The organism is Thalassococcus profundi (genome assembly GCF_003344785.1).
GTDB classification, from domain to species: Bacteria; Pseudomonadota; Alphaproteobacteria; order Rhodobacterales; family Rhodobacteraceae; genus Puniceibacterium; species Puniceibacterium profundi.
The window spans coordinates 75898-99984 of sequence record NZ_QPMK01000007.1 but is presented as its reverse complement, the minus strand read 5'-3'; the positions used below and the strand labels follow the sequence as shown (position 1 = coordinate 99984).

The following is a 24087-nucleotide window of genomic DNA, read 5'->3' as shown; positions in this document are numbered from 1 at the left end:
GTCACAAGTCCAATGCGGTTCGGGTCGCGTCAGGCGACGCGGCAACGGATTACTTCGAATGGCATGTCGAGATTGGCGGCCCGCAGTCCCGCGGCCAACCGGTCGCTGAGCACGGTGCCTGCCGAAAGTAAACGTTCGCGCCAGGCGTCGGGACCGGCCAGGCAGTCGCGCGAAAAGGCCAGCGTGTCGTCCTTCGGACAGATCGGCGGGACATAGATATGTTCGCCCGGCTTTTCGGTGCCGCAATTCGAAGCTTCGATCTCTGTGCTGTCCACGGAACGGAAATGCGCGGCCTGGTTGCCGAAATTCCAGGAATAGAACTCGTCGCGCGAGGTTGCGAAGCCGTTGGTGTCCTCGACCGCGATCGGGCGCAGTTTGCCCGCGCCATGGTCGAACCTCCGCACAACCTCTGCGGTCTTTGGACCGACGATGAAGAACCGGTTCTGGATCAAATTCAATTCGCCCAGAGGTTTCGCCTTGGCCTTGGTCGGACGCACGGATTTGCGCACCGCGGCATCGGACACCACGTCGCCCTGCCAGTTGAGTGCCGCCGCGACACTCTCGTCGGCGGCCAGTCCTTCGGGATCGGCCGAGGCGTAGAAGCGTGAGTTGTTCATGGTTTCCAGCTTGCCGAGCCGGACGTGCTGCGTCATTGGATCGTCTCGCCCGGCGGGGTGGCGGACGCACCCATCTTCTTGAGCACCTCGGCGTCGACGATACGGCCGATCAGCGGATGCAGGCGCAGGTCGCCGTCCTTGACCACCTGCTTGAAATTCGCGAGCACGCGCGTCGTGGCAGCCTGATCGGGTGCGATCACGTCGAGCAACCAATTGATATCGCCGGAATTCCACTCATCGGCCTTGAGACGGATCGGAAACACGCCAGAGCGGATCTGTTCGCGGATCTTGGTATCGACCTCGTCCGACACGCTTGCCCAGATCGCCATGCCGGTGACATCGGCCTGGGTCGTCTCGGGGTCCGACGGATAAGCCAGCGCCACGCGGTCGCGCAGCAGCGGTTCGAGCACGAGGTGTTGCAGGTCGGCGATGGTCTGGTGGCGATAGCGCGACAGGGCCATCATCGCCATGGCGATCTTGCCGAAGTTCTCGCGCACCTGGGCACGCAGACCGGCGAGCTTTTCGAGCGTCTCCGGATCGGGCTGATCGGCCCGTGCGGATTTGGCGCTGGACGCCGAACGCCCACCTTCATTCGACATCACCGGATTCCCCCGTCTTCTTGGTGTTCTTTCCCCGAAAACTACCAAGGATTCGCGCCGCGGCAAGCGACAATTCGCCTATAAGGCGATTTTCTGATGCTGTGTCGCATCAGGTGGCCTTGACCGTTTCCGATCCGGAACTAGGACCACAAGACCGGCTATAAATGACAGCCGGGACTGCGCGGTCCGCGCCGCAATCGGAGCCGGGCAAAACCACGGACATCTCCGGCCTGCCGCTGGTCTGTGCGGCCCTCCGAACGCCTAGGGTCAGGACCCATCACTCCTGCACCGTCAGTTTGGCAGATTTTCTGTCCTGCAACGAGCAATGCTGCCGGAATAGTGGTTCTATTTTAAAGCATTGAGAGGCAGCAGGGCGGAAAAACCGCCAAATCCTTCGGACGCCTCGAAATGCACACTTTCAGCCGCTCGGCCCGCTTGCCAAGGCAGTCAGCCTTCCCGGCGCGTGCCAAACATCTGAAATCGCGCATTTCGAGGCGCTGACGGTGCAGGAGTAATGGGGCCTGACCCTAGACCGCCTGAAAGGCCCAGGCGCCGTCCTCGCGCAGATGTCGGGTGGCCCGCCCTTCGTGCCAGAGGTGCAGGCAATGCGCCATCGCCTCGACCAGGGCGAGGCCGTATTCCGCCTCTCCGATCCTGCGCTTGAACAGCGGCGCAAAGCAGTCGCCCGCGGCCTTCGGTTCGGACAGATGCGCCTCGAGCCGCGCGAGCGCGCCGTGGTGATTTTGGATCAGCTGCCGCATCCGCGCAGGTAGGCCCGCGAAGGGCAGTTTGTGCCCGCCGAGCACCAGGTGACCGTCGCGGGCCAGGGCACCCAGCCGCTCGCAGGCTTCGAGCCAGTCGGCCACCGGGTCGGCCTCGGGTTCTGTGGCGTAGACGCCGATGTTGGACGAGATCGACGGCAGCATCTGGTCGCCCGCCAGCACGAGGTCGTCGTCGCGGCTCCAGAGGGTCGCGTGTTCCGGCGCGTGGCCGTTACCGATATGCACGTCCCAGTCGCGCCCGCCGAGTCTCAGCACGTCGCCCTGCCGGATACGGGTGAAGCCCAGCGGCATGGGATGCACCACGTCGGCAAAGTTGAAGGGCCGTTCCGCCAGCCGTTTTTCGAGAATCTCCGGCGCCATGCCGCAACGCCGCCAGTAAAGCGCCGTCTCGTCGGTCGGACGCTCCTGTTTGTCGAGCGTCAGCATCCGCGCGAAGAGCCAGGCGGTGCGGGTCGTCAGAAGCTCCGCGCCCTGCGACTGGAACCAGCCGGCAAGGCCCATATGGTCTGGGTGGTGGTGCGTCACCAGCACCCGCCGCACCGGTTTGTCGCCCAGAGGCCCGGCCAGCAGGCTGTCCCAGATCGCGCGGGTCCGGCGCGAATTGAACCCGGTGTCCACCACCGTCCAGCCGTCGCCGTCGTCCAGCGCGAAGACGTTGACGTGGTCGAGCTTCATCGGCAGCGGCAGGCGCATCCAGAGCACGCCCGGCGCCACTTCGGCGGCGGCACCCTCGGCCGGCGGTTCGGCCCAGGGGTACCGGATCGCGCCGCCTTCGCCGTCCATCACGCGGCCAGGTCTTCGGGGCTGAGCGCGAAGAGGTCGCCGGACCCCGCGCGCGCATGCGCGAAGAGCCCCCTGTGCTCGGGCAGCAGGCGGGAAATGTAGAACCGTGCCAGCCGGGCCCGCGCGCCGCCGGTATCGGCCATCGCCGCCCGCAGGTGGTAGTAGCCGCCCAAAACGCGCGCAAACCCCTTGAGGAAGGGCACCGACCCGGCAAAACGGTCGGTCAGGTCCTTTTGGGCCACCAGCCATTCGACGGTCTCGCGCAGCGTCTCGGCGGCCTGCCAGACCGGTTCGGCCAGGTCCGGCAGCTCGGATTTCGCCGCCTCGGCAAAGGTTTCGATCTCGTCCAGCAGATCGAAGGCCGCCTCGCCGCCGTCCATCATCTTGCGCGCGACAAGGTCCATCGACTGGATACCGTTGGTGCCCTCGTAGATCGCCGTGACGCGCACGTCGCGGCAGTATTGCGCCGCGCCGGTTTCCTCGATGAAGCCCATGCCGCCATGCACCTGCACGCCAAGGTCGGCGACCGCGATGCCGGTGTCGGTGCCGAAGGCCTTGGTCACCGGGGTCAGCAAGGCGGCGCGCGCCGCCCAGTCCGCATCCCCGGTGGCGGTGGCCATGTCGATGGCGACGGCATTGGCCAGCGCGATGGCACGGGCGGCGAAGACCTCGGCCTTCATCGTCGCCAGCATCCGGCGCACGTCCGCATGATCGACGATGGTGCCGGTGCCGTCCTCGACCGAGGTGCGGCCCTGTTTGCGGTCCATCGCGTAGGCCAGCGCGTGCTGATAGGCGCCTTCGGCGACGCCGATGCCCTGCCCGCCGACACCCAGCCGCGCATTGTTCATCATCGTGAACATGCATTTCATGCCGTCATGTTCGCCGCCGACCAGCCAGCCCTTGGCGCCGGCGTATTCCATCACCGCGGTGGGCGAGCCGTGCAGCCCCATCTTGTGCTCGAGGCTGACCACGCGGAGGTCGTTGGCGACGCCCGGCGTCCCGTCCTCCTTTGGAAGGTATTTCGGCACCAGGAAGAGCGAGATGCCCTTGGTCCCCGGCACCCCGTCCGGCAGCCGCGCGAGGACCAGGTGGCAGACGTTCTCGGTAAAGTCGTTGTCGCCCCAGGAGATGTAGATCTTCTGCCCGGTGATGCTGTAGCTGCCGTCGTTGTTGGGTTCGGCCTTGGTGCGCAGCGCGCCCACGTCCGACCCGGCCTGCGGTTCGGTCAGGTTCATCGTGCCGGCCCATGCGCCCGAGATCAGCTTGGGCAGGTAGGTCTGCTTGATCGCGTCGCTGGCGTGATGCTCCAGTGCCTCGATCTGGCCCTGGGTCATCAGCGGGTTGAGCTGCAGAGACAGACAGGCGGCGCTCATCATCTCGTTCACCGCCGTGGTCACCGTCATCGGCAGGCCCATGCCGCCGTATTCGGGATCGGCGGCGATGGCGACCCAGCCGCCTTCGGCGATGGCCTTGTGTCCCTCGGCAAAGCCCGGAGAGGTGCGGACAACGCCGTTTTCCAGACGCGCCGGGTTCAGATCGCCGGGGCGTTGCAGCGGCGCCAGTATCTCTTCGCACATCTTGCCGGCCTCGGTGAGGATCGCGTCGACCATGTCCGGCGTCGCCTCGGCAAAGCGGTCGGTGTCGGTCACGGTCTTGAAATCCACCACGTGATCGAAAAGAAAGCGGTAATCGGAAATCGGCGCCCTGTACGGCATGTCTGTCTCCACTGCGGATGGCTTGGCAATCGCGTCTCAACGGCCTATCACGACCGCACCCTTGGATCAGGTTTAGCCGCGAGGCTTGGCGCATCAACCAAAACGCCGCGTCACGGGAGCAGCGGGACAGGATCATGCAGACCGCGCCAACAGAGCGTCTGGACACGACCGAAGCCGGTCTGACCGCCGCCGCCGATCACCTGGCCGCCGGGCGCCTCGTCGCCTTTCCCACCGAAACCGTCTACGGCCTGGGTGCCGATGCGCGCAACGATCATGCGGTCGCCGCCATCTTCGAGGCCAAGGGCCGCCCCAGTTTCAACCCGCTGATCGTGCATGTCGCGGCGCGCGACGCGGCAGAGGGTCTGGTGCGCTGGTCCGACGCGGCAGAGGCGCTGGCGCAGGCGTTCTGGCCCGGGCCGCTGACACTGGTGCTGCCGCTGCGCGAAGCCTCGAAGGTTTCGCGGCTGGTGACCGCCGGGATGGACAGCCTTGCCGTGCGGATGCCCGCCGATCCGGTGGCGCGCGGCCTGCTTTCGGCCTTTGGCGGGCCGGTGGCGGCACCCTCGGCCAACCGCTCCGGCCAGATCAGCCCGACGCGGCCCGAGCATGTGCTGGCCGGTCTCGAGGGCCGCGTCGCCGCCATTCTCGCCGCCGGACGCTGCGCCATGGGGCTCGAATCGACCATCCTCGGGCTGACCGGCACACCAACGCTGCTGCGCCCCGGCGGCATCACCCGCGAAGCGCTCGAAGAGGTGCTGGGCCGCAGGATCGCCCTGCGCCGGGACACCGACGCGGTGTCGGCCCCGGGACAGATCGCCTCGCATTACGCGCCCGCCGCACGGGTGCGCCTGAATGCGACGCATTGGAAGACCGGCGAGGCGCGACTGGGCTTCGGCGCGGTGGCCTGCGACCTGAACCTCTCGCAAAGTGGCGACCCGGTCGAGGCCGCCGCCAACCTCTTCGAATACCTGCACCGCCTGGACGCGGCCGGGGCCGAGGTGATCGCGGTCTCGCCGATTCCGCACCGCGGCCTGGGCGTCGCGATCAACGACCGCCTCAGCCGCGCCGCTGCCCCCCGGCCCTAGAAGCAAGGGACCCAGAGGCACGGCAATGCTCAAAGCCCGGACGACCCGAATGCCTGCGAATATTCTGCGAACAGGCGTGGTCTGGGCAGACTTGAAATAGCAGCGACGCAGGTTCCTCGACCGCGGCCCGTCGCGGCTATGGACCTTCGGGCAAGCGTTCAGGCCCGCCCGCCTTCGGACGACAGGGCCACCGCCGACACGCCCAGCGTCGCCAGCGCCGCTTCCCACTTGCGGTCGTCATCGGTGCGGAACACCAGGTCGGGCGTCGCGTCGCAGACCAGCCAGCCGTTCTCGGCCAGTTCCGCCTCGAGCTGCCCCGGCCCCCAGCCCGCATAACCCAGCATCATCAGCCGTTGGGCGGGTCCCTGCCCGCGGGCGATGTCCTCGAGAACGTCGAGCGTCGCGGTCATGTGAAACCGCGCATCCACCTCGAGCGTGGTCATCACCGATTCGTACTCGGGCGAATGCAGCACGAAGCCGCGCCCCATCTCGACCGGGCCGCCGAAATGCACCTGCTGGCCCGCGAGGTCGATCTCGCTCTCGATCTGCAACTGGTCCAGCAGCATTTCCATGCTGACGTCACCCGACGGCTTGTTGACGATCAGCCCCATCGCGCCCTCGTCGGAATGCGCGCAAAGATAGACCACCGCATGGGCAAAGCGCGGATCGCCCATGCCCGGCATGGCGATCAGCATGCGCCCGGTCAGATCGGTGCCCTGGGGCGTCGCTTGTGTGTCGGCATCTGTCATCTGCGGACCAGCATGGCCCTCCCCCGGCCCATGCGCAAGGGCGGCGCCGCGGCGCTGCCAAAAAGACGCGCACACGCGCGCATCGCTGCTTCGTGACTTGGCAAGGGACGGCGCGATGCGGCAAGACAGCCCCATGATGCATGCACTTCGTCTCGCCCTGACCGTCCTGGTGGCATTCGCCTGCGCCTCGCCCCTGGCCGCGCAGGACACGCCCATCCTGAAGGCAGAGTTGCGCCCGGGCTGGCGCATGGCCGGTGGCGACCACATGGCGGCGCTGCACCTGACGCTGGCGCCGGGGTGGAAGACCTACTGGCGCGCGCCGGGCGATGCGGGCATCCCGCCGCTTTTCGACTGGGCCGGATCGCGCAACGTGCAGTCCGTGGCCATCAGCTGGCCGACGCCCAGGGTCTTCTACCAAAGCGGCATGCGGTCGGTGGGGTATTCCCCCGAGGTGGTCCTGCCGCTGCGCATCGCCGCCGGCAGTCCCGGCGCCGACATCCGCCTTCGGGGCACCGTCGACCTCGGCGTCTGCAAGGACATCTGCGTGCCACAGTCGCTGGCGCTCGACGCGGTGTTGCCCGCCGCCACGACCCGTGTCGACCCGCTGATCGCCGCCGCGATGGCCGACAGGCCCTTCTCCGCCGCAGAGGCCGGTGTCCGCTCGGTCAAGTGCAGCATCGGCCAGTCCAAGGACGGCATGACCCTGCGCGCCGAGATCGACATGCCGACGCGCGGCCAAGTGCATACTGTGGTCGAAACCGCCAATCCGCAGGTCTGGGTGGCAGAACCCGTGACCTCCCAAGCGGAAGGCCGCATCGTCACGGAGACCCGCCTCGCGCACATGGACGGCCGCGCCTTTGCCCTCGACCGCTCCGGCCTACGCATCACCGTGCTGGGCGACGGCCAGGCCGTCGACATCCACGGCTGCGACCGCTGAGAGACTTTGGCGCGCCTGATTTCTCGCGGCATCGACCTGCGCCCGGTTTGCCTTCCTCAACGAAGGGCGCGAGGTCAATCACTGGTGAACCGTCGCCCCCCGATTTATCCTTCATCTTGCCACCCGCAAGTTTTGCCTTGCAAAACTCGCGGTAAAATCTCCGGGGAGTGTGAGGGGCTGGCCCCTCACTCCGACGCGTCAGCCCGCGCGCCGCCGGGCCAGCAGAACCGCCAGCGCCGCCACCACGTAGCCCACCAGCGCCACCACGACCGCGCCCAAGACAAAGAGCATCAGCGCCGCCGGCAAAGGCTCCAGGCCCGGCCAGGCCAAGGGCGCCGGCAGGCCACCGGTCACCGCCACCCAGCCCAGCGTTGCCGCCAGCCAGCCGCCCAGCGCCAGCGCCAGAGCCGTGATCCAGCCGCGCAGGCGTGGCTCGCGAAACCGCAGCGCCGTGCGCAGGGCGGCGACCTGCCGGGCGATGTCCTGCTGCACGGCGATCAGCGACGGCACCACCAGCAGCACCAGCACCATGCCGAAGCCCAGCCCATAGACCAGCGTGACGACCGTGGGTTTCAGGAACTGCGCATCCTGCGACCGCTCGTAAAGCAGTGGCGCAAGGCCGAGGACGGTGGTCAAGGTGGTCAGCAACACCGGTCGCAGCCGGTCCGCCGCCCCGTCGATGATCGCGGGCACCACGCCGCGGGTCCGGGCGTGTTCGTCGATCTGCGTCACCAGCACGATGGAATCGTTGATGATGATGCCGGTCATGCCCAGGAGCCCCACCACCGTGAACATGCTCAGCGGCACGTCCCAGAGCGCGTGGCCGTAGATCGTGCCGACAAGGCCAAAAGGAATGATCGCCATCACCACCAAGGGCCGGGTCCAGCTGGCAAAGACCCAGGCCAGCACGAGGTAGATGCCCAGCAGCACCAGGATCAGCCCGTTGAGCGCATCCGACAGGAACGAATCCTCCTGCTCGCTGAGCCCCGACAGCCGGTAGTTCACCTGCCGCTCGGCGGCGATACCGGGCAGGATCTCCTGCTCCAGCGCCTGCATGACCTCGGTGGCGCGGGCCGGGTCGTCCTCGGAAATGTCGCCGGTCACGGAAATCAGCCGGATGCCGTTTTCGCGCCGCACCGTGGAAAAGCCGGTGCGCTGGCTGACGCTGACGATATCCGCCAGCGGCACGTATTCCCCGGCCTCGGTGCGCAGCATCATCCGTTCGAGGAAATCCGCCGTCAACTCGCCTTCGGGCAGTTCGACCCGGATCGCGGCGGAGCGCGGCCCGTCGGGATAGGTCGCGGCCTCGATCCCGCCCAGACGGTTGCGCAGCACCGCGCCCAGATCATCGATGCCGAAGCCCAGCGCCGCGCCCTGCGGGGTCAGTTCGAGGATCAGCTCTTCCTTGTCATAGGCCAGGTTGTCCTCGACCGCCGACACTTCGGGATAGGGCAGCAGCGCGGTCTTGAGGTCCTCGGACGCGGCCTTGAGCACCTCGGCGCTGGCGCCGTAGAACTGCACGTCGAGCGCGTCGCCGCCGGGGCCGGAGCGCCAGCCGCGAAAGCTTACGGTCTCGGCCATCGGATGGCGTTCGACCCGGTCCTGCAGATCGCCGACGAAGGCGAAGGAGGAATAGGGCCGAAGGTCCGCCTCGATCAGTTCGATGGAGATGCCGCCCAGCTGGTCGGCATCCTTGCCGTCCGTTCCGGCCAGCCCCCGGCCCGCGTTACCGCCGATCTCGGCCATCACGTAGGCAAGCGGGTTCAGGCCGTAGCGCTCTTCGTATTCGGCGCCCAGCGCTTCGGTGGCGCGCTGCATTTCGCGCATCTGCTCCAGCGCGTCGGCACGGGTTGCCCCCGGCGCCATTGCGAAATTGCCGGTGACGCTGGCCTGTTCCGGCGCGTTGAAGAAGCGCCACTGCACCTGGCCCGAAATCAGCAATGCGACCTGGCTGGCCAGCAGCACCACGACCCCGGCCAGCACCACGTAGCGGGCGGCGATGACCCCGGCCATCAGCGGCCGGAACAGCGTCTCGCGCAGCCAGACGAAGCCACGGTTCACGACCCGCGAGGGCGCGTCGTACCAATGCGCCTTGGCCGACCGGCCCACCGCGTGGGACATGTGGTTGGGCAGGATCAGGAAACACTCCACGAGGCTCGCCAGCAGAACCACGATCACGGTGAAGGGAATGTCCTTGATGAGGTCCCCGAAACGTCCGCCGATGATGACGAGGCCCCAGAAGGCGATCACTGTGGTAAGCGTGGCGCAGAACACCGGCAGCGCCATGCGGCGGGCGGCGGTTTCGGCGGCGTTCACCGGGTCCATGCCGCGCTGCGCCAGGTGGTCGGCATGTTCGCCCACGACGATGGCATCGTCCACCACGATCCCCAGCGTGATGATCAGCGCGAAGAGCGAAATCATATTGAGCGTGATGCCGAAGGCATACATCAGCGCAAGCGCCGCCAGCATCGCCACCGGGATACCCGCCGCCACCCAGAAGGCGGTCCGCGCGTTGAGGAACAGGAACAGCAGCACCAGCACAAGGCCAAGGCCCGTCAGCCCGTTGTCCAGCAGGATGTCGAGCCGCCCGCTGATCGCCTCGGCCCGGGTGCGGATCAGGTCGATCTCGACGCCTTCGGGCAGCCCGGCCTCGAAGTCGCGGGCGACCTCTTCGACCGTGCGCTGGATGCCGATGGCATCGCCGCGGTCGCTGCGGTCGACGCGGATCGAAATGGCGCGGTTCTCGCCGACGAAGTAGCTGCGTTCGCGGGTCACGCCCTCGACCCGGAGCGTCGCGACATCGCCCACGGTCAGCGCCGATCCGTCGGCATTGGTGCGCAGGACGATGCGTGCGATCTGGTCGGGCGCGCGCTTTTCGACGCCGGTGCGGACACGGGTGTTGGCGCCCGAGACGTCGCCCGCCGGATCGGTGTCGACCTCGGCGGCGATTGCATCGGCGATTTCGCGCAGGCTGATGTCGTAGCGAATGAGGTTGGCGCTCGGGACCTCGATCAGCGTCTGCGGCGCGGCCAGCCCCTGGATCGTCGTGCGGGTGACGCCCTGGGCGAAGAGACGCACCACGAATTCATCGGCAAAGCGCGCCAGCTGGGCCGGGTCGACCGGCCCGGTGATGACCACATCGGTCACCCGGTCGCGCCAACCGCCGCGGCTGACGTTCGGCTCTTCCGCTTCCTCGGGCAGGTTGGTCACGCCGTCGATGGCCGATTGCACATCCGCCGCCGCGCGGCTCATGTCCCAGTTCGGCTCGAACTCCAGCGATATGCTGGCGCGGCCCTCGGTTGATCGCGCCTCGCTTTCGTCGACGCCCTCGACCGCCAGCAGTACCGGTTCCAGCACCTGCACGATGGCGGCGTCCACGTCCTCCGCGCCCGCGCCCTCCCAGACGACGCTGACGTTGACGTCATCCACGATCACGTCCGGGAAGAACTGTGCCCGCATGTTGGGGGCCGACATGAGGCCCGCCGCCACGAGGATCACCAGCAGCAGGTTGGCGAGCGTCCGGTGCCGGGTGAAATAGCTCAGGATGCCGCCCGCGGTCGGGGAAAGGTCGCGCGCCATGCGTCAGCCCCCGATGCGCGCTTCGATGCGCTGCACGACGTCGGCGGGCACCGACGGCTGGCCCAGCTGCGCAAGGATGCGGGATTTCGCTTCGGCGGGCATCCGCTCGCTGGCCTCGACAAAGGCCACCAGACGCTGGCGGCGCTCGTCGCTCAGCTCCAGCATGTCCGGGGGCGCTTGTGCCGCCTGCGGCGTCGTGCGCAGCGGGCGCACCTTGATGCCCGCGCCCAGAAGCGGCGTGCGTTCGGCCACGACCGACAGGCCTGCAACGGCGTCACCCGCGACCAGCACGTCGTCGCCCTGCCGGCGCAGCAGCTCGACCGCGACGGTTTCCAGCCGCTCGTCGTCGTTCAGCACCAGAACCTCTCCCGAGGGAGAAAGCGCGGTGGCGGGCAGGCGCGCGACGTTTTCGAGCGGCGTTTCCTCGATCTCGACGGAGACGAAATCGCCGGGCCTAAAACCCGGAGCCGCGTCGAGCCGCGCAAAGAGCAAGCGCCCGGTCTGGCCTTCGCCGACCGCGGCACCCGCGCGGTTGAGGGTGCCGGTGGCCGTGAGGTCGGTGCCGAAAACGTCCAGCACCGCCGTGACCGGGGCGGCGCGCAGCTGTCCATCCGCGTCGAGCAGCCGCGCGTAGCTTTGAGTCGAGACGCGGAAGGCGACCTCGAGCGAACTGGGGTCGATCAGCCGGGCCAACTGTTCGTTGGCCGACACCAGCCGGCCCTCGATCACGCTGACCTCGGCCAGCGTGCCGTCGAAACTGGCGCGGATCACCGTGTCGTCGAGCCGCCGCTGCGCCTCGTCGCGGGCGATGCGGGCGCGGGCGAGCGTAGTGGCGGCTTGATCCACCCGCGCCTCGGCCTGAGCCAGCGCCTGCCGGCTGGCCAGCACCGCCTGCCGCGCGGCCGACGCCGCGAGTTCCGCCGTCTCGACCGCCGCGGCGGTTCCGACGCCACGGTCGACGAGGTCCTGCTGCCGGGTCAGGGCGCGATTGCGCAGGTCGGCCTGGTCGCGGGCGGCGGCGAGTTCATCGCTGGCCAGCGCCACGGCACGCTCCGCCTCGCGGGCCTCGGCCTCGGCATCGGCGATGTCGCTTTCTGCCCGGTCCAGCACGGCCTGCGTGTCGGCGGGGTCGATCCGCACCAGCACCTGGCCCTCGGTCACCTGCCCGCCCTCTTCGAAGCCGTCGGCCAGTTCGATGACGCGTCCAGTCAGAGCGGTCCGGATTTCCAGCTCGCGGCGGCTTTGCACCGTGCCGTAGGCGCTCAGCACCGGTGTCACGGTGGAAGGCTGCGCTTCGACCACGTTGACGGCAAAGACCCGTTCGCGGGCCGGTGCAGGCTCCGGCGTGTCGGCCAGCCGCGTCTGTACGGCGCCCTGCACCAGCAGGCCCGCGTAGACCAGCAGCCCAAGCGTCAGCGCCGCCAGCACCAGACCGGTCAAGGATTGCCTGAGAAACCGCATTCACAGCCCTTCGTTAGCGCCCGAACCGGGCCTCGCGGTAATGTAACCGCGCCCGGGGTATTTCCAAATTACAGCTCTGTTACGCGCGGGCCCGCTATTTCCGTCGCTGATGTTCGTCGAGACGCGGAAAAATCTCGACGAAGTTGCAGGGCCGGTGGCGGTAGTCCAGTTGCAGCGACAGGATCTCGTCCCAGGCGTCCTTGCAGGCGCCGGGGCTGCCGGGCAGCGCGAAAAGGTAGGTGCCCTGCGCCACGCCGCCGGTGGCGCGGCTTTGCACGGCGCTGGTGCCGATCTTCTGCATGGAGACCATGGTGAAGACGGTGCCGAAGGCGTCGATTTCCTTTTCGTAGACGTCGCGATGCGCTTCGACGGTGACATCGCGGCCCGTGAGCCCGGTGCCGCCGGTCGAGATCACCACGTCGATCTCCGGATCGGCGCACCAGGCGCGCAGCTTCTCGGAAATGGCGTCGCGGTCGTCCCGGACGATGTCGCGCGCGGCGAGGGTATGGCCCGCATCCGTCAGCCGCTGCACCAGCACGTCGCCCGACCGGTCCTGGCTCAGGTCACGGGTGTCGCTGACCGTCAGCACGGCGATGCGGACGGGCAGGAAATCGCGGGTCTCGTCGATGCGGCTCATGTCTGTCCTTTCAGCCGCGCCTGCACGTCCAGCAGGTCGGCCCATGTGTCGCGCTTGGCGATCGGCGTGCGCAAAAGGTAGGCGGGGTGCAGCATCGGCATGGCGGGACGGCCAAAGGCCTCGGTCCAGGTGCCGCGCAGGCGCGTGATGCCGCGTTTGCCAAGGCAGGCCTGGGCGCTGATGTTGCCCATGAGGATGAGTATATCGGGCGCCGCCAGCGCCACGTGCCGTTCGAGGAACGGCAGCATCATCGCGATCTCGTCGGGCTTGGGGTCGCGGTTCTGCGGCGGACGCCAGGGCAGGACGTTGGTGATGTAGACCGACCCGTCGCGGGTCAGGTCGATGGCCGCCAGCATCCGGTCCAGAAGCTGCCCGGCGCGGCCGACGAAGGGCTTGCCCTGGATGTCCTCGTCGCGGCCCGGTGCCTCGCCGATGACCATGACACGCGCGCCCGGCGTGCCGTCGGCGAAGACGAGGTTGCGCGCGCCGCGGCGCAGGTCGCAATGCTCAAAGGCGTCCAGCGCGGCCTTCAGCGCCTCGAGGTCTGCGGCATCGCGCGCGGCGGCGCGGGCCACGGCCACCGGGTCGACCTGTTCGGGCACCGGCGCGGCAGAGACCGCGGCGGCCTTGACCGCTACCTGTGCCACGGCTTCCGCGGCCGCCTCGAAGCGGTTCACCGGCGTTTCGCCGATGGCCTCGTCGGCGCCCAGTTCGACCTGCCAGTCGAGCGCGGCCCGGAGGGCATGCCAGTCCATGTGCGAATCCATGCCGCGATGTTAGCCCGCCGCGCGATCCGCCGAAAGCGGGCGCGGCAGGCCAAGTGTCACAGGCTGCCGCGCATGTGCCAAAGTTCGGGGAAGAGCTCGACCTCGAGCATCCGGCGCAGGTAGGCGACGCCGCTGGTGCCGCCGGTGCCGCGCTTCAGCCCGATGATGCGTTCCACCGTGGTGACGTGGTTGAAACGCCAGCGGCGGAAGTAATCCTCGAGATCCACCAGCTTTTCCGCCAGTTCGTAAAGCGACCAGTGCGCCTCGGGATCGCGGTAGACCTGCATCCAGGCCTGCATCACGTCCTCCTGCGCCTGATGCGGGGCGTCGAGGCGATAGGCCTCTGGCGCGAAGCGGGTGCCAAGCCCGTCGGCCAGCGCATCCAGCGCGACGTGATACAGCGACTTGCGCGACAGCTCTTGCGTCAGCATCGCGTGCAGGTCGGGACGGTGTTCGTGGACCTTCATCATCGCGCGGTTGCGGTTGCCCAACACGAATTCGATCAGACGGTACTGGTAGGACTGGAAACCAGAGGACGCGCCGAGGTCGTCGCGGAAGCGGGTGTATTCGCTGGGCGTCATGGTGCGCAGCACGTCCCAGGCGCTGTTGAGCTGGTCGTAGATCCGCGCCACTCGCGTGAGCATCTTGAAGGTGGCGGGAAACTGCCCCTGCCCAAGTGCGGTACGTGCGGCATCGAGTTCGAAAAGCGCCAGCCGCATCCAGAGCTCTGACGTCTGGTGCTGGATGATGAACAGCATCTCGTCATGGGCGTCGCTCAACCGGTGCTGCGCGCCGAGGATCGGGTCGAGTGCGAGGTAATCGACATAGCTCATGTCGCGGGCAAAGGATTCCTTGGCGCCGTCGTCCTCGGGATCGTATCCGCTCATCCTCGCCCCCGCCTGTCGGATCAGTCCGGCAGAACCGCCGTCGCCTCGATCTCGACCTTCGCTTCGTCCTCGACCAGGGCGCTCACGACCACCATGGTCATCGCCGGGAAATGATAGCCCATGACGCTGCGATAAGCGCGGCCCACTTCGGCCTGATGGGCGAGGTACTCGGCCTTGTCGGTGACGAACCACGTGAGCCGCGTGATGTGTTCGGCCTTGCCGCCCGCCGCCTCGACCACATCGAGGATGTTGCGCAACGCCTGGGTCATCTGACCGATGAAATCCGTGGCCTCGAACACCTGCTCCGCGGTCCAGCCGATCTGGCCGCCGACGCACAGGAACCGCCCCGTGGCGAGAACGCCGTTGGCATAGCCTTTGGCCGGTTTCCAGCCCTCTGGGTGAATGATCATCGTGCTCACGCTTGCTCCTCCGCGTAGTCTTTCAGCACGGCGCGCACCCGGTCGGGCCAGGGCCGTGCCGCCATTTCATCGAGCGCCACCATCACCAGCGTGCCGCGCACCGTCATCCGCGCCTCGCCCTTGCAGGAGGCAGCGATCACCACCTCGGCGCTGGCGCGGCCCACCCGGCCCGTGACCAGCGTCCAGTCGAGACGGTCGTCGAGGCGCGAGGGCGCGTGAAATTCGGCCGCAATGCGCCCCATCGGCACGCCCATGCGTTCGGTCACGTGCATCTGTCCGAAGCTCCAGCCCACCACCTCGTCGAAGAACTGTTCGACCACGACATTCACCATCTCGAAGTAGCGCGGATAGAAGACGATGCCCGCCGGGTCGCAATGCTGGAACATCACGGTGCTGCGCTGTGCATAGATGGCCATCGTCGCGGTCCTTCGGTGGTCTGCCCGCTGCATGACGCGTCGCGGGCACCATCACTTTCGGCAGTCTGACAATAAATTTCAAGCCTAAAGTTTTATGCTTGAAATTTCTCCGGCAGAGTGCATCATCTTCCTGTCACCACCCCGCACGGAGGATCGCCATGAAGACCGTCTGCCTGGGAGGAGGGCCCGCCGGCCTCTACTTCGCCATCAGCCTGAAATTGCGCAACCCCGACGACGAGGTTCTGGTGATCGAGCGCAACCGCGCCGACGACACCTTCGGCTGGGGCGTGGTGCTGTCGGACGAGACGCTGGACAACCTCGCGCAGAACGATCCGAAAAGCGCCGAGGCGATCCGCGGGCATTTCGCCTATTGGGACGACATCAAGGTCGTCAAGGAAGATGTCGCCATTACCTCGACCGGGCACGGCTTCTGCGGCCTGGGGCGCAAGACCATGCTGCTGCTGCTACAGGAGCGCTGCCGCGAGTTGGGCGTCGAGTTGCGGTTCGAGACCGAGGTGGACGACGTCGACGCGCTGCGCCGCGAGTACGATCTGGTCGTGGCCGCCGACGGGGTGAATTCCAAGACCCGCGCCGCCTATGCGGATGCCTTCAAGCCCGAGATCGACACCCGCGCCTGCAAGTTCGTCTGGCTTGGCACGCAAGCGAAGTTCGACGACGCCTTCACCTTCATCTTCAAGAAGACCGATGCTGGCTGGATCTGGGCGCACGCCTACCAGTTCGATGCCGACACCGCGACCTTCATCGTCGAATGCAGCGAAGAGACCTGGCGCGGGCTGGGCTTAGACAACATGGACCAGCCCGCGATGATCGCCGAATGCGAACGCATCTTTGCCGCGCATCTGGACGGCAACGCGCTGATTTCCAACATGAAACACCTGCGCGGGTCGGCCTGGCTCAACTTCAACCGGGTGCTTTGCGAAACCTGGCACCACGAGAATGTCGTGCTCCTGGGCGACGCCTCGGCCACGGCGCATTTCTCGATCGGGTCAGGCACCAAGCTGGCGCTGGAATCGGCCATCGCGCTGGCGGAGCTGGTGAGCAATGAGCCGACGCTGCAAGGCGCTTTCGAGAAATACCAGGACGAACGCCGTCTCGACGTGCTGCGGCTGCAATCGGCGGCGCGCAATTCGACCGAGTGGTTCGAGGAGGTGGAGCGTTACCTGCACCTCGACCCGGTGCAATTCAACTACTCCCTGCTGACCCGGTCGCAACGGATCAGCCACGAGAACCTGCGCCTGCGCGACCCGGATTGGCTGCGCGAGGCGGAGACCTGGTTCCAGACCCAAGCGGGCGCCAACGGCGTGCACCGCGCGCCGATGTTCGCGCCCTACCGGCTGCGCGACATGGCGTTGCAGAACCGCGTCGTGGTCTCGCCCATGGCGCAGTACAAGGCCGTCGACGGCTGCCCGACCGACTGGCATTTTGCCCATTACGCGGAACGCGCCAAGGGCGGCGCGGGGCTTGTTTACATCGAGATGACCTGCGTGTCGCCCAAAGGCCGGATCACGCCCGGGTGCCCGGGGATCTACGCGCCCGAGCACGAGGCGGCGTGGAAGCGGCTGACCGACTTTGTCCATGCGGAAACCGAGGCCAAGCTCTGCATGCAGATCGGCCACTCGGGGCGCAAGGGCTCGACCCAGCTGGGGTGGGACGAGATGGACGCGCCGCTGCCCTCGGGCAATTGGCAGACCGTATCCGCCTCGGACCTGCCCTGGGCCGAGGGGCACGCCGCCCCTCGCGCGCTCGACCGCGCCGGGATGGACGAGATCCGGGATCAGTTCGTGGCAGCGGCAGAGATGGCCGACCGTGCCGGGTTCGACATGATCGAGCTGCACGCCGCCCACGGCTACCTGCTGTCGTCCTTCATCTCGCCGCTGTCGAACACGCGCGAGGATGCCTATGGCGGCAGCCTCGAGAACCGGATGCGCTATCCGCTCGAGGTCTTCCGCGCCATGCGCGCCGTCTGGCCCGAGGCAAAGCCGATGTCGGTGCGCATCTCGGCCACCGACTGGGTCGGCGACCGTGGCGTCGGCGGCGAAGAGGCGGTGGAGATCGCGCAGATGTTCCGCGACGCGGGTGTCGATATCGTCGACGTCTCTGCCGGTCAGACCAGCATCGAGGCCAAGCCCGTCTATGGCCGCATGTTCCAGACGCCGTTTTCCGACCGCATCCGCAACGAGGCGGGGATTCCGACCATGGCCGTCGGCAATATCTACGAGCCCGATCACGTCAATTCGATCCTGATGGCCGGACGCGCCGATCTCGTGTGCCTCGCCCGTCCGCACCTTGCCGACCCGTATTGGACGCTGCATGCGGCGGCGGCGCTTGGCGACGAGCAGACGGCCTGGCCCCTGCCCTACCTGCCCGGCCGAGACCAGATGCGCCGTCTTGCCGAACGCGGCGAAGGCGTGGGGCTGCGGGTATGACCGACCTCTCGGGCAAACGCGCGCTGGTGACCGGGGGCGGCACGGGGCTTGGCGCCGAACTTGCCCTGACGCTGGCGCAGGCCGGTGCCGAGGTGTGGATCGCCGGGCGGCGTATGGGGCCGCTGGAGGCGGTGGCGGCGCGCCACGATAGCATTCACCGGGTGAGCGCCGATGTGACCGACGAGGCGCAGGTCGACGCGATGTTCGAAACCGCGGGGCCCTGCCACATCGTGATCGCCAATGCGGGCGCATCCGAGTCGGTGCCTTTCGCCAAGACCTCGCTGGACAGCTGGAACCGGATGCTGTCGGTGAACCTCACCGGCGCGTTCCTGACGCTGCGCAACGGCGCGCGGCAGATGCAGGGGCGCGACTGGGGACGGCTCATCGCCGTGGCCTCGACCGCCGGGCTCAAGGGCTATGGCTATGTCGCCGGATATACCGCCGCCAAGCACGGCGTTGTCGGCATGGTGAAAAGCGCCGCACTGGATTTCGCGCGCAGCGGGATCACGGTGAACGCTTTGTGCCCGGGGTTCCTCGAGACGGAGATGACCGATGCCTCCGTCGCCAACATCGCGGAAAAGACCGGGATGAGCGCCGAGGAGGCGCGCAAGAGCCTCGAAAAGATGAGCCCGCAGCGGCGATTGATCCAGCCTTCGGAAGTCAGCGCCGCCGCGCTCTGGCTCTGCGCGCCGGGGTCCGAGGGGATCACCGGTCAAGCGATCGCCATCGCGGGCGGAGAGGTCTGAGGAACACCCCGAGAGCGATGCGCCGGGCCTGCGGTATCGACTGATTCCGAAGACCGCACGTTCCGAAACAAGCGCAACGCGCGACGGGCCCGCGGCAGCCAGCGGGATGCCGCTCCGAGGAGTCCGCTATCGCGCTTTATCCCAGCCAAATTCGGATGGTTTTTCAGCTTCGGGCCAAGCCCAACCAAAGCGGCAGCCCGGGGGGCTGGCTGCCGCTGGCCCGGCGGCCGCAAGCGGCCTTGACTCCGGGCCGGGTTCAAATTGGCCGTTCCGAAAACGGGATCAGGTCCTTTTTGCCGGTCGAGACCCTCGCCAATATCGCAAATTGTCGGAGTGGCCATCACGAGTAACCGTGAGGCTGGATTGAAACGACTCCGCCGCTCAGGCCCGCTTGGCCACCGTCACCTTGGAAAATCCGGCCATGTTGGCATAGCCGCCGACGATGGCCTTGCGGTCGTCGAAACTCAGCACCTTGTCGATGTTCTTGAACCCTGCTGGCGCGCGCTTTTCCACCTCGTCGATGACCCGCTCCGGCCCGCCGACGCGGTTGGTGCGCACGACCTCGGCGGTCTTGGGCAGGCGATCCTTTTCATAGGTCCAGAGCGCCGCGCGCGGATGTTCGGACCGCGCCAAAGCGTCCGACAGGCAGCGCGCGTCGAGGATGGCCTGGCTCGCGCCGTTCGACCCCACCGGGTACATCGGATGCGCCGCATCCCCCAGCAGGGTCACGCGCCCGAAGGTCCAGCGCGGCAGCGGGTCGCGGTCGGCCATGGGGTACTCGAAAATCGTGGGCGTCGCGCGCACCAGCCCGCCGATGTCCATGCCCGGTACATGGAAACGCAGCGCGTGCGGCAGCACCTCGGCCAGCGACACCTGCCGCGACCAGTTGTCGGGCGGCGGCGGAGAGATCGCCGGATCCTTGATCCGCACGTTCACCACCCAGTTGGTCAGCTGCTTGCCTTTCACGGGCGGCGCGATGGGATAGAGCACGAACTTGCCGCCCAGGCCGCCGCCGATGGCCATGCTCTCGCCATCCTCCCAGACCGGCCAGTCGGCGGCGCCGCGCCACATGACCACGCCTTGCCAGGACGGCGCGCCCTCGTTCGGGTAGAACACCCGGCGCCCGGCGGAATGGATGCCGTCGGCGCAGATCAGCACGTCGCCGCGGTCGCTCTGGCCCGCCTCGCCGGCGACGCTGTCGGTGAAATGCGCGGTGACCCCCGCCTCGTCCTGCACGAAACCGGCCATCCGGCGCCCGGTGCGGATCGCGTCGGTGCCCAGCCGCTCGACCACCGCGTCGTGCAGCACCTTCTGCAACCGCCCGCGATGGATCGAGAATTGCGGCACCTCGTGACCCGCATGCATGCCACGCAACTCGGACCAGACCTCCTGTCCCTGCTTGGTGAGGTAACTCAGCTTGCGCGTCCGCACGCCCACGGCGTCCAGTGCCGGCAGCAACCCCAGGTCCGACAGTTCCCGGATGGCATGGGGCAGGACGTTGATGCCGACGCCGACCTCGCGCACTTCGCGGGCGGCCTCGTACATTTGCACCGGCACGCCGCGGGCGTGCAGCATCAGCGCCGTGGTCAGCCCGCCGATGCCCGCCCCTGCGATCAGGACGCGCATGTCACGCCTCCTCTTCGGGGGGCAGGAAATCCACCTCGTGCTTGGCGGAGATCGCGACCACATCCGCCGGGTTCGCCTCTGGCCCCAGGTTGTGCAGCGCCCAGAAGAGGTCGTAGATCCGCCGGGTCGGCGCCACCCAGAACAGGCATTTGATCGTCGTGTCGGTCTTGTTGAAGATGCCGTGCGGGATGCCCATCGGCAGGCGGATCGTGTCGCCCGGTTCCGCGTAGGTCTCGACCCCGTTCAAGAGCAGGTCGAACCGCCCTTCGAGTACGTAGATGAATTCGTCCTGCGTCGGATGGATGTGCGGCGGCACGAAGGTGCCCTTGGGCAGGGTCGCGTGCCAGGCCATGGAATTCTCGGACCGGGACTTGGGCACGTAGGTCTGGCCGAGGATGTTCCAGCTGATCTCCTCGATGCCGGAGTTGGATTTGGTGACGCCGGGGATCATGCTGCGGCTCCTTTTGCTGCGGCGGTAGGGTCAGACATGCAGGAAACGGTCCTTCACGTCGGGGGTTGCGAGGATCTCTGCGGTGGTGCCGGTCCAGACCACGCGGCCTTTCTCGATGACCACGTGACGATCCGCGAATGTCGTCAGCGCATCGACGTTCTTGTCGATCACCAGGATCGCCTCGCCCTCGTCCTTGAGACGGCGCAGGCAGGTCCAGATATCGGCGCGGATGAGCGGGGCAAGGCCCTCGGTCGCCTCGTCCAGCACCATGAGCCGCGGGTTGGTCATCAGCGCCCGGCCGATGGCCAGCATCTGCTGTTCGCCGCCCGAGAGCTGGTTGCCCATGTTGCGGCGGCGCTCCTTGAGACGGGGAAAGAGCTCGTAGATCCGGGCGATGTCCCATTTGCCGGGCTTTGCGGTGGCGCGCAGGTTTTCCTCGACGTTGAGCGTGGGAAAGATCTGTCGCCCTTCGGGCACATAGCCAAGGCCGGCCCGCGCAACGAGATGTGGCGCCGCGCCGGTAAGGTCGGCGCCGTCGACCACCACGCGGCCCGCCCGCGGCGGCAGCAGGCCGAAGATCGACTTGATCGTCGTGGTCTTGCCCATGCCGTTGCGGCCCAGCAGCGTGACCACTTCGCCATCACCGACGCTGAGGTCGATGCCGAAGAGGATACGGCTGTCGCCATAGGCGGCCTCTAGACCCGTGACATCCAGCATCAGGCGGCCTCCCCGTGTTCGTCGCCCAGGTAGGCGGCGCGCACGGCGGGATCGTTGCGCACGTCCTCGGGCGCGCCCGAGGCGATGATCTGCCCGTAGACCAGAACCGACACCCGGTCGGCCAGCTTGAAGACCGCGTCCATGTCATGCTCGATCAGCACCATGGTCAGCCGCCCCTTGAAGCGGCGCAGACGGTCGACGAAGGCATCCGCATCCTCGCCCCCCACGCCCGCCAGCGGTTCGTCGAGCAACAGCACCTTGGGATCGGTGGCAAGCGCGATGGCCAGCTCCAGCCGCCGATGCTCGCCGTGGCTGAGCGAGCGGGCCAGCACATGCGCCCGGTCGTCCAGCCCCGCCTCGGCCAGGGCCCGCATGGCCGCGTCGTTCAGCGCCGCCTCGGTCGCCACCGGGGCGAAGAAGCGGAAACTCGATCCCTTGCGCGCCTGCACCGCGAGCGCGACGTTTTCCAGCGCCGTGAACCCCGGCAGGACCGAGGTGATCTGGAACGACCGCGCGAGGCCCAGCCGCACCCGGCCCGGCATCGGCATCCGCGTGATGTCGCGCCCGCCCAGGTTGACCGTGCCGCTGTCGCTGGCAAGCTGGCCGGAGAGCTGCGAGATCAGTGTCGTCTTGCCCGCGCCGTTGGGGCCGATGATGGCGTGCAGTTCTCCGGGCGCGACCTCCAGCGACACGTCGTCGGTGACTTTCAGGGCGCCGAAGCTCTTGTTCAGATTGCGGACGGTCAGGCCGGTCATGATTTTCCCCGCATCAGGCCGGTCTTCTCCAGCAGCCCGGTCAGGCCGCGCGGCGAGAAGAGCACCATAAGGACGAGAAAGAGGCCGAAGAACAGCTTCCAGTGTTCGGACAGCGCGCCGAGGCCCTCTTCGAGCGTCAGCGCCGCCACCGCCCCGGCGATGGGGCCGGCCAGCGTGCCGACACCGCCCAGCACGACCATCACGATCAGCTCGCCCGAGCGATGCCAGGACATGAAGGCCGGGGACACGAACTGCGCCTGGTTGGCGAGGATCACGCCTGCAATCGACGTGATGCAGCCCGAGATGATGAAGGCCGTCAGCTGGTAGCGGAAAGGGGCAAAGCCCACCGCCTCCATCCGCACGGGGTTCTCGCGGATGCCGGTCAGCACCCGGCCGAAGCGCGAATTGACGATCCGGTGGCAGAGCGCGAAAAGCCCGATCAGCAGCGCCAGCGTGACATAGTAGAGCGCACCGTCGCGGCCGGTGAGGTCGAAGCCGAAGAGCGACGACCGCTGCGTCAGGCCATAGCCGTCGTCGCCGCCATAGGCCGAAAGCGAGATGAAGAAGAAGAAGGCCATCTGCCCGAAGGCCAGCGTGATCATGATGAAATAGACCCCGCGCGTGCGCAGCGAGATCGCGCCGGTGACAAGTGCGAAAAGCGCCGAGACCGCGATGCCGGCGAGGATCTGCAGGCTCAGGTCGTGGATGCCGTAGCTCGACAGGATCGCGACCGCGTAGGTGCCGAAGCCGAGGTAGGCGGCGTGACCGAAGGACACCATCGCGCCGTAACCCAGGATCAGGTCCAGCGCCATGGCGGCGATGGCGTAGGCCAGAAAGCGCGTGCCGATCAGGATCCAGAACGGGTCGTCCAACGCGGCTGCCAGCGGCGGCATCAGCGCGAAAAGGACAAAGAGGCAGGCCGCCGCCTTGACCCGTCCGGCGATGCGGCGCGGGGCGCGGCCCGCGGCGGGGGCTGTCAGCGTCTCGGTCATGCGCGGCTCCCGAAAAGGCCCGCGGGTTTGGCAAAGAGGATCACCGCCATCAGGATGTAAACCAGCATCGGCGCCAGCATCCGGCCCACCTGCGACGCGGCCGACGGGTCCAGCACCTCGCGCAGCAGGATCGGGCCGAAGACGCCGCCCAGCGTGTCCACCACCGCGACCAGCAGCGCGCCCAGGAAGGCGCCCTTGATCGAGCCGATGCCGCCGATGACGACCACGACGAAGGTGAGGATCAGAACGCTCTCACCCATGCCGGTGTCCACCGACAGCACCGGGGCCACCAGCGCGCCGGCAAGGCAGGCCAGCACAGCGCCGAGGGTGAAGACGATGGCGAACAGCCGGTTGATGTCGACGCCGAGGGCGGAAACCGTGCTCCGGTTCGTGGCGCCCGCGCGCAGCAGCATGCCGACGCGGGTGTAGTTGACCATCACGAAGAGGCCCAGCGCCACGGCAAGACCCGCGACAATCACCGCGATCCGATAGACCGGGTATTGCAGCGGCCCCATCAGCGGCACCGATCCAGACAGGATGTCGGGCATCGGCACCGACAGCGGCGATGTGCCCCAGATCATCTTGACCGCCTCGTTGGCCATGATCACCAGCCCGAAGGTGGCCAGCACCTGGTCGAGATGCGAGCGCGCGTAAAGCCGTCGCATCACAAGGAATTCGATCACCAGCCCCACCGCGACGGCCGCGGGCAGCATCAGCAGGAGACCCCACCAGAAGCTGCCCGTGACCGCCGCGAAGGTGGCGATGAGGTAGGCGCCCACCATGTAGAGGACGCCATGCGCGAGGTTGATCACGTCCATGATGCCGAAGACCAGCGTCAGCCCCGCCGCGATCAGGAACAGCAGCACGCCAAGCTGCACGCCGTTCAGAAGCTGGAGGATGAAGAGGTTCATCATGGCCGG

22 protein-coding genes are annotated in these 24087 nt (G+C 67.5%); 4 read left to right on the top strand and 18 right to left on the bottom strand.

Features of this window, described 5'->3' with window-relative positions; genetic code table 11:
- Window positions 1-29: 29 nt before the first annotated feature.
- The 4 genes from DU478_RS11550 to DU478_RS11535 form a co-directional block, all read right to left on the bottom strand.
- Complete coding sequence (locus DU478_RS11550; RefSeq protein ID WP_114511121.1) at window positions 30-653, bottom strand: hypothetical protein; 624 nt, start codon at window positions 651-653, stop codon at window positions 30-32.
- On the bottom strand, window positions 650-1216 hold the full coding sequence (locus DU478_RS11545) for a toxin-activating lysine-acyltransferase (RefSeq protein ID WP_114511120.1): 567 nt from the start codon (window positions 1214-1216) through the stop codon (window positions 650-652). The genes DU478_RS11550 and DU478_RS11545 overlap by 4 nt, the downstream gene beginning before the upstream one ends.
- Window positions 1217-1743: 527 nt before the next feature.
- Window positions 1744-2781: an MBL fold metallo-hydrolase gene (locus tag DU478_RS11540; RefSeq protein WP_114511119.1), complete on the bottom strand. Its 1038-nt coding sequence runs from the start codon at window positions 2779-2781 to the stop codon at window positions 1744-1746.
- Complete coding sequence (locus tag DU478_RS11535; protein ID WP_114511118.1) at window positions 2781-4496, bottom strand: acyl-CoA dehydrogenase; 1716 nt, start codon at window positions 4494-4496, stop codon at window positions 2781-2783. The genes DU478_RS11540 and DU478_RS11535 overlap by 1 nt, the downstream gene beginning before the upstream one ends.
- A 134-nt stretch (window positions 4497-4630) precedes the next feature.
- Between DU478_RS11535 and DU478_RS11530 the strand changes: the two genes are divergently transcribed.
- Entirely contained in the window at window positions 4631-5581 is a 951-nt protein-coding gene (locus DU478_RS11530) for an L-threonylcarbamoyladenylate synthase (protein WP_114511117.1), read from the top strand.
- Between the two features lie 158 nt (window positions 5582-5739).
- Here the strand turns inward: DU478_RS11530 and DU478_RS11525 are convergent, their stop codons facing one another.
- Window positions 5740-6330: a YqgE/AlgH family protein gene (locus tag DU478_RS11525; protein WP_114511173.1), complete on the bottom strand. Its 591-nt coding sequence runs from the start codon at window positions 6328-6330 to the stop codon at window positions 5740-5742.
- Window positions 6331-6463: 133 nt separating this feature from the next.
- Here DU478_RS11525 and DU478_RS11520 point away from each other — a divergent pair, with 133 nt between their 5' ends.
- Window positions 6464-7267: a protein-disulfide reductase DsbD domain-containing protein gene (locus DU478_RS11520; protein ID WP_199488330.1), complete on the top strand. Its 804-nt coding sequence runs from the start codon at window positions 6464-6466 to the stop codon at window positions 7265-7267.
- A gap of 198 nt (window positions 7268-7465) precedes the next feature.
- On the opposite strand, the gene DU478_RS11515 is transcribed toward DU478_RS11520, so the two are convergent.
- From DU478_RS11515 to DU478_RS11485, 7 genes are all read right to left on the bottom strand, one after another.
- On the bottom strand, window positions 7466-10846 hold the full coding sequence (locus DU478_RS11515) for an efflux RND transporter permease subunit (RefSeq protein WP_114511116.1): 3381 nt from the start codon (window positions 10844-10846) through the stop codon (window positions 7466-7468).
- A 3-nt stretch (window positions 10847-10849) separates the two neighbouring features.
- A complete protein-coding gene (locus tag DU478_RS11510; RefSeq protein WP_114511115.1) occupies window positions 10850-12307 on the bottom strand; it encodes an efflux RND transporter periplasmic adaptor subunit in 1458 nt (485 codons plus the stop codon).
- 94 nt (window positions 12308-12401) lie between these two features.
- Window positions 12402-12944, bottom strand: a complete 543-nt coding sequence (gene moaB / locus DU478_RS11505; RefSeq protein ID WP_114511114.1) for a molybdenum cofactor biosynthesis protein B — start codon at window positions 12942-12944, stop codon at window positions 12402-12404.
- On the bottom strand, window positions 12941-13711 hold the full coding sequence (locus DU478_RS11500) for a uracil-DNA glycosylase (protein ID WP_114511113.1): 771 nt from the start codon (window positions 13709-13711) through the stop codon (window positions 12941-12943). The genes moaB and DU478_RS11500 overlap by 4 nt, the downstream gene beginning before the upstream one ends.
- A 56-nt stretch (window positions 13712-13767) precedes the next feature.
- The gene (locus tag DU478_RS11495; protein ID WP_114511112.1) at window positions 13768-14598 is read right to left on the bottom strand and encodes a tryptophan 2,3-dioxygenase; all 831 of its coding nucleotides are present in this window, start codon (window positions 14596-14598) and stop codon (window positions 13768-13770) included.
- Between the two features lie 20 nt (window positions 14599-14618).
- A complete protein-coding gene (locus DU478_RS11490) occupies window positions 14619-15008 on the bottom strand; it encodes a RidA family protein (RefSeq protein WP_407703158.1) in 390 nt (129 codons plus the stop codon).
- A gap of 5 nt (window positions 15009-15013) precedes the next feature.
- A complete protein-coding gene (locus DU478_RS11485) occupies window positions 15014-15433 on the bottom strand; it encodes an acyl-CoA thioesterase (RefSeq protein WP_114511110.1) in 420 nt (139 codons plus the stop codon).
- 158 nt (window positions 15434-15591) lie between these two features.
- Here DU478_RS11485 and DU478_RS11480 point away from each other — a divergent pair, with 158 nt between their 5' ends.
- Window positions 15592-17880 (top strand): bifunctional salicylyl-CoA 5-hydroxylase/oxidoreductase, encoded by a 2289-nt coding sequence (locus DU478_RS11480; protein WP_114511109.1) that lies wholly within the window; start codon window positions 15592-15594, stop codon window positions 17878-17880.
- Window positions 17877-18626 (top strand): SDR family NAD(P)-dependent oxidoreductase, encoded by a 750-nt coding sequence (locus DU478_RS11475; RefSeq protein WP_114511108.1) that lies wholly within the window; start codon window positions 17877-17879, stop codon window positions 18624-18626. The genes DU478_RS11480 and DU478_RS11475 overlap by 4 nt, the downstream gene beginning before the upstream one ends.
- A gap of 381 nt (window positions 18627-19007) precedes the next feature.
- Here DU478_RS11475 and DU478_RS11470 read toward each other — a convergent pair whose 3' ends face one another.
- From DU478_RS11470 to DU478_RS11445, 6 genes are read right to left on the bottom strand one after another with little or no spacing between them, the layout of a single operon-like run.
- On the bottom strand, window positions 19008-20252 hold the full coding sequence (locus DU478_RS11470; protein ID WP_114511107.1) for a flavin-dependent oxidoreductase: 1245 nt from the start codon (window positions 20250-20252) through the stop codon (window positions 19008-19010).
- A 1-nt stretch (window position 20253) separates the two neighbouring features.
- Window positions 20254-20703, bottom strand: a complete 450-nt coding sequence (locus DU478_RS11465) for a cupin domain-containing protein (protein WP_114511106.1) — start codon at window positions 20701-20703, stop codon at window positions 20254-20256.
- 30 nt (window positions 20704-20733) lie between these two features.
- The gene (locus tag DU478_RS11460; protein ID WP_114511105.1) at window positions 20734-21420 is read right to left on the bottom strand and encodes an ABC transporter ATP-binding protein; all 687 of its coding nucleotides are present in this window, start codon (window positions 21418-21420) and stop codon (window positions 20734-20736) included.
- Window positions 21420-22175 carry an ABC transporter ATP-binding protein gene (locus DU478_RS11455; protein ID WP_114511104.1) on the bottom strand — a complete coding sequence of 252 codons (756 nt, stop codon included), beginning with the start codon at window positions 22173-22175 and terminating at the stop codon, window positions 21420-21422. The genes DU478_RS11460 and DU478_RS11455 overlap by 1 nt, the downstream gene beginning before the upstream one ends.
- A complete protein-coding gene (locus DU478_RS11450) occupies window positions 22172-23167 on the bottom strand; it encodes a branched-chain amino acid ABC transporter permease (protein ID WP_114511103.1) in 996 nt (331 codons plus the stop codon). Before DU478_RS11450 ends, DU478_RS11455 begins: the two co-directional genes overlap by 4 nt.
- The gene (locus DU478_RS11445) at window positions 23164-24081 is read right to left on the bottom strand and encodes a branched-chain amino acid ABC transporter permease (protein ID WP_114511102.1); all 918 of its coding nucleotides are present in this window, start codon (window positions 24079-24081) and stop codon (window positions 23164-23166) included. Before DU478_RS11445 ends, DU478_RS11450 begins: the two co-directional genes overlap by 4 nt.
- Between the last annotated feature and the right edge of the window lie 6 nt (window positions 24082-24087).

Bases quoted from the DNA above. Each gene is read 5' to 3' on its own strand.
- DU478_RS11550 (WP_114511121.1), bottom strand. From the start codon at position 653: ATGACGCAGCACGTCCGGCTCGGCAAGCTGGAAACCATGAACAACTCA.
- DU478_RS11545 (WP_114511120.1), bottom strand. From the start codon at position 1,216: ATGTCGAATGAAGGTGGGCGTTCGGCGTCCAGCGCCAAATCCGCACGG.
- DU478_RS11540 (WP_114511119.1), bottom strand. From the start codon at position 2,781: ATGGACGGCGAAGGCGGCGCGATCCGGTACCCCTGGGCCGAACCGCCG.
- DU478_RS11535 (WP_114511118.1), bottom strand. From the start codon at position 4,496: ATGCCGTACAGGGCGCCGATTTCCGATTACCGCTTTCTTTTCGATCAC.
- DU478_RS11530 (WP_114511117.1), top strand. From the start codon at position 4,631: ATGCAGACCGCGCCAACAGAGCGTCTGGACACGACCGAAGCCGGTCTG.
- DU478_RS11525 (WP_114511173.1), bottom strand. From the start codon at position 6,330: ATGACAGATGCCGACACACAAGCGACGCCCCAGGGCACCGATCTGACC.
- DU478_RS11520 (WP_199488330.1), top strand. From the start codon at position 6,464: ATGATGCATGCACTTCGTCTCGCCCTGACCGTCCTGGTGGCATTCGCC.
- DU478_RS11515 (WP_114511116.1), bottom strand. From the start codon at position 10,846: ATGGCGCGCGACCTTTCCCCGACCGCGGGCGGCATCCTGAGCTATTTC.
- DU478_RS11510 (WP_114511115.1), bottom strand. From the start codon at position 12,307: ATGCGGTTTCTCAGGCAATCCTTGACCGGTCTGGTGCTGGCGGCGCTG.
- moaB (WP_114511114.1), bottom strand. From the start codon at position 12,944: ATGAGCCGCATCGACGAGACCCGCGATTTCCTGCCCGTCCGCATCGCC.
- DU478_RS11500 (WP_114511113.1), bottom strand. From the start codon at position 13,711: ATGGATTCGCACATGGACTGGCATGCCCTCCGGGCCGCGCTCGACTGG.
- DU478_RS11495 (WP_114511112.1), bottom strand. From the start codon at position 14,598: ATGAGCGGATACGATCCCGAGGACGACGGCGCCAAGGAATCCTTTGCC.
- DU478_RS11490 (WP_407703158.1), bottom strand. From the start codon at position 15,008: ATGATCATTCACCCAGAGGGCTGGAAACCGGCCAAAGGCTATGCCAAC.
- DU478_RS11485 (WP_114511110.1), bottom strand. From the start codon at position 15,433: ATGGCCATCTATGCACAGCGCAGCACCGTGATGTTCCAGCATTGCGAC.
- DU478_RS11480 (WP_114511109.1), top strand. From the start codon at position 15,592: ATGAAGACCGTCTGCCTGGGAGGAGGGCCCGCCGGCCTCTACTTCGCC.
- DU478_RS11475 (WP_114511108.1), top strand. From the start codon at position 17,877: ATGACCGACCTCTCGGGCAAACGCGCGCTGGTGACCGGGGGCGGCACG.
- DU478_RS11470 (WP_114511107.1), bottom strand. From the start codon at position 20,252: ATGCGCGTCCTGATCGCAGGGGCGGGCATCGGCGGGCTGACCACGGCG.
- DU478_RS11465 (WP_114511106.1), bottom strand. From the start codon at position 20,703: ATGATCCCCGGCGTCACCAAATCCAACTCCGGCATCGAGGAGATCAGC.
- DU478_RS11460 (WP_114511105.1), bottom strand. From the start codon at position 21,420: ATGCTGGATGTCACGGGTCTAGAGGCCGCCTATGGCGACAGCCGTATC.
- DU478_RS11455 (WP_114511104.1), bottom strand. From the start codon at position 22,175: ATGACCGGCCTGACCGTCCGCAATCTGAACAAGAGCTTCGGCGCCCTG.
- DU478_RS11450 (WP_114511103.1), bottom strand. From the start codon at position 23,167: ATGACCGAGACGCTGACAGCCCCCGCCGCGGGCCGCGCCCCGCGCCGC.
- DU478_RS11445 (WP_114511102.1), bottom strand. From the start codon at position 24,081: ATGATGAACCTCTTCATCCTCCAGCTTCTGAACGGCGTGCAGCTTGGC.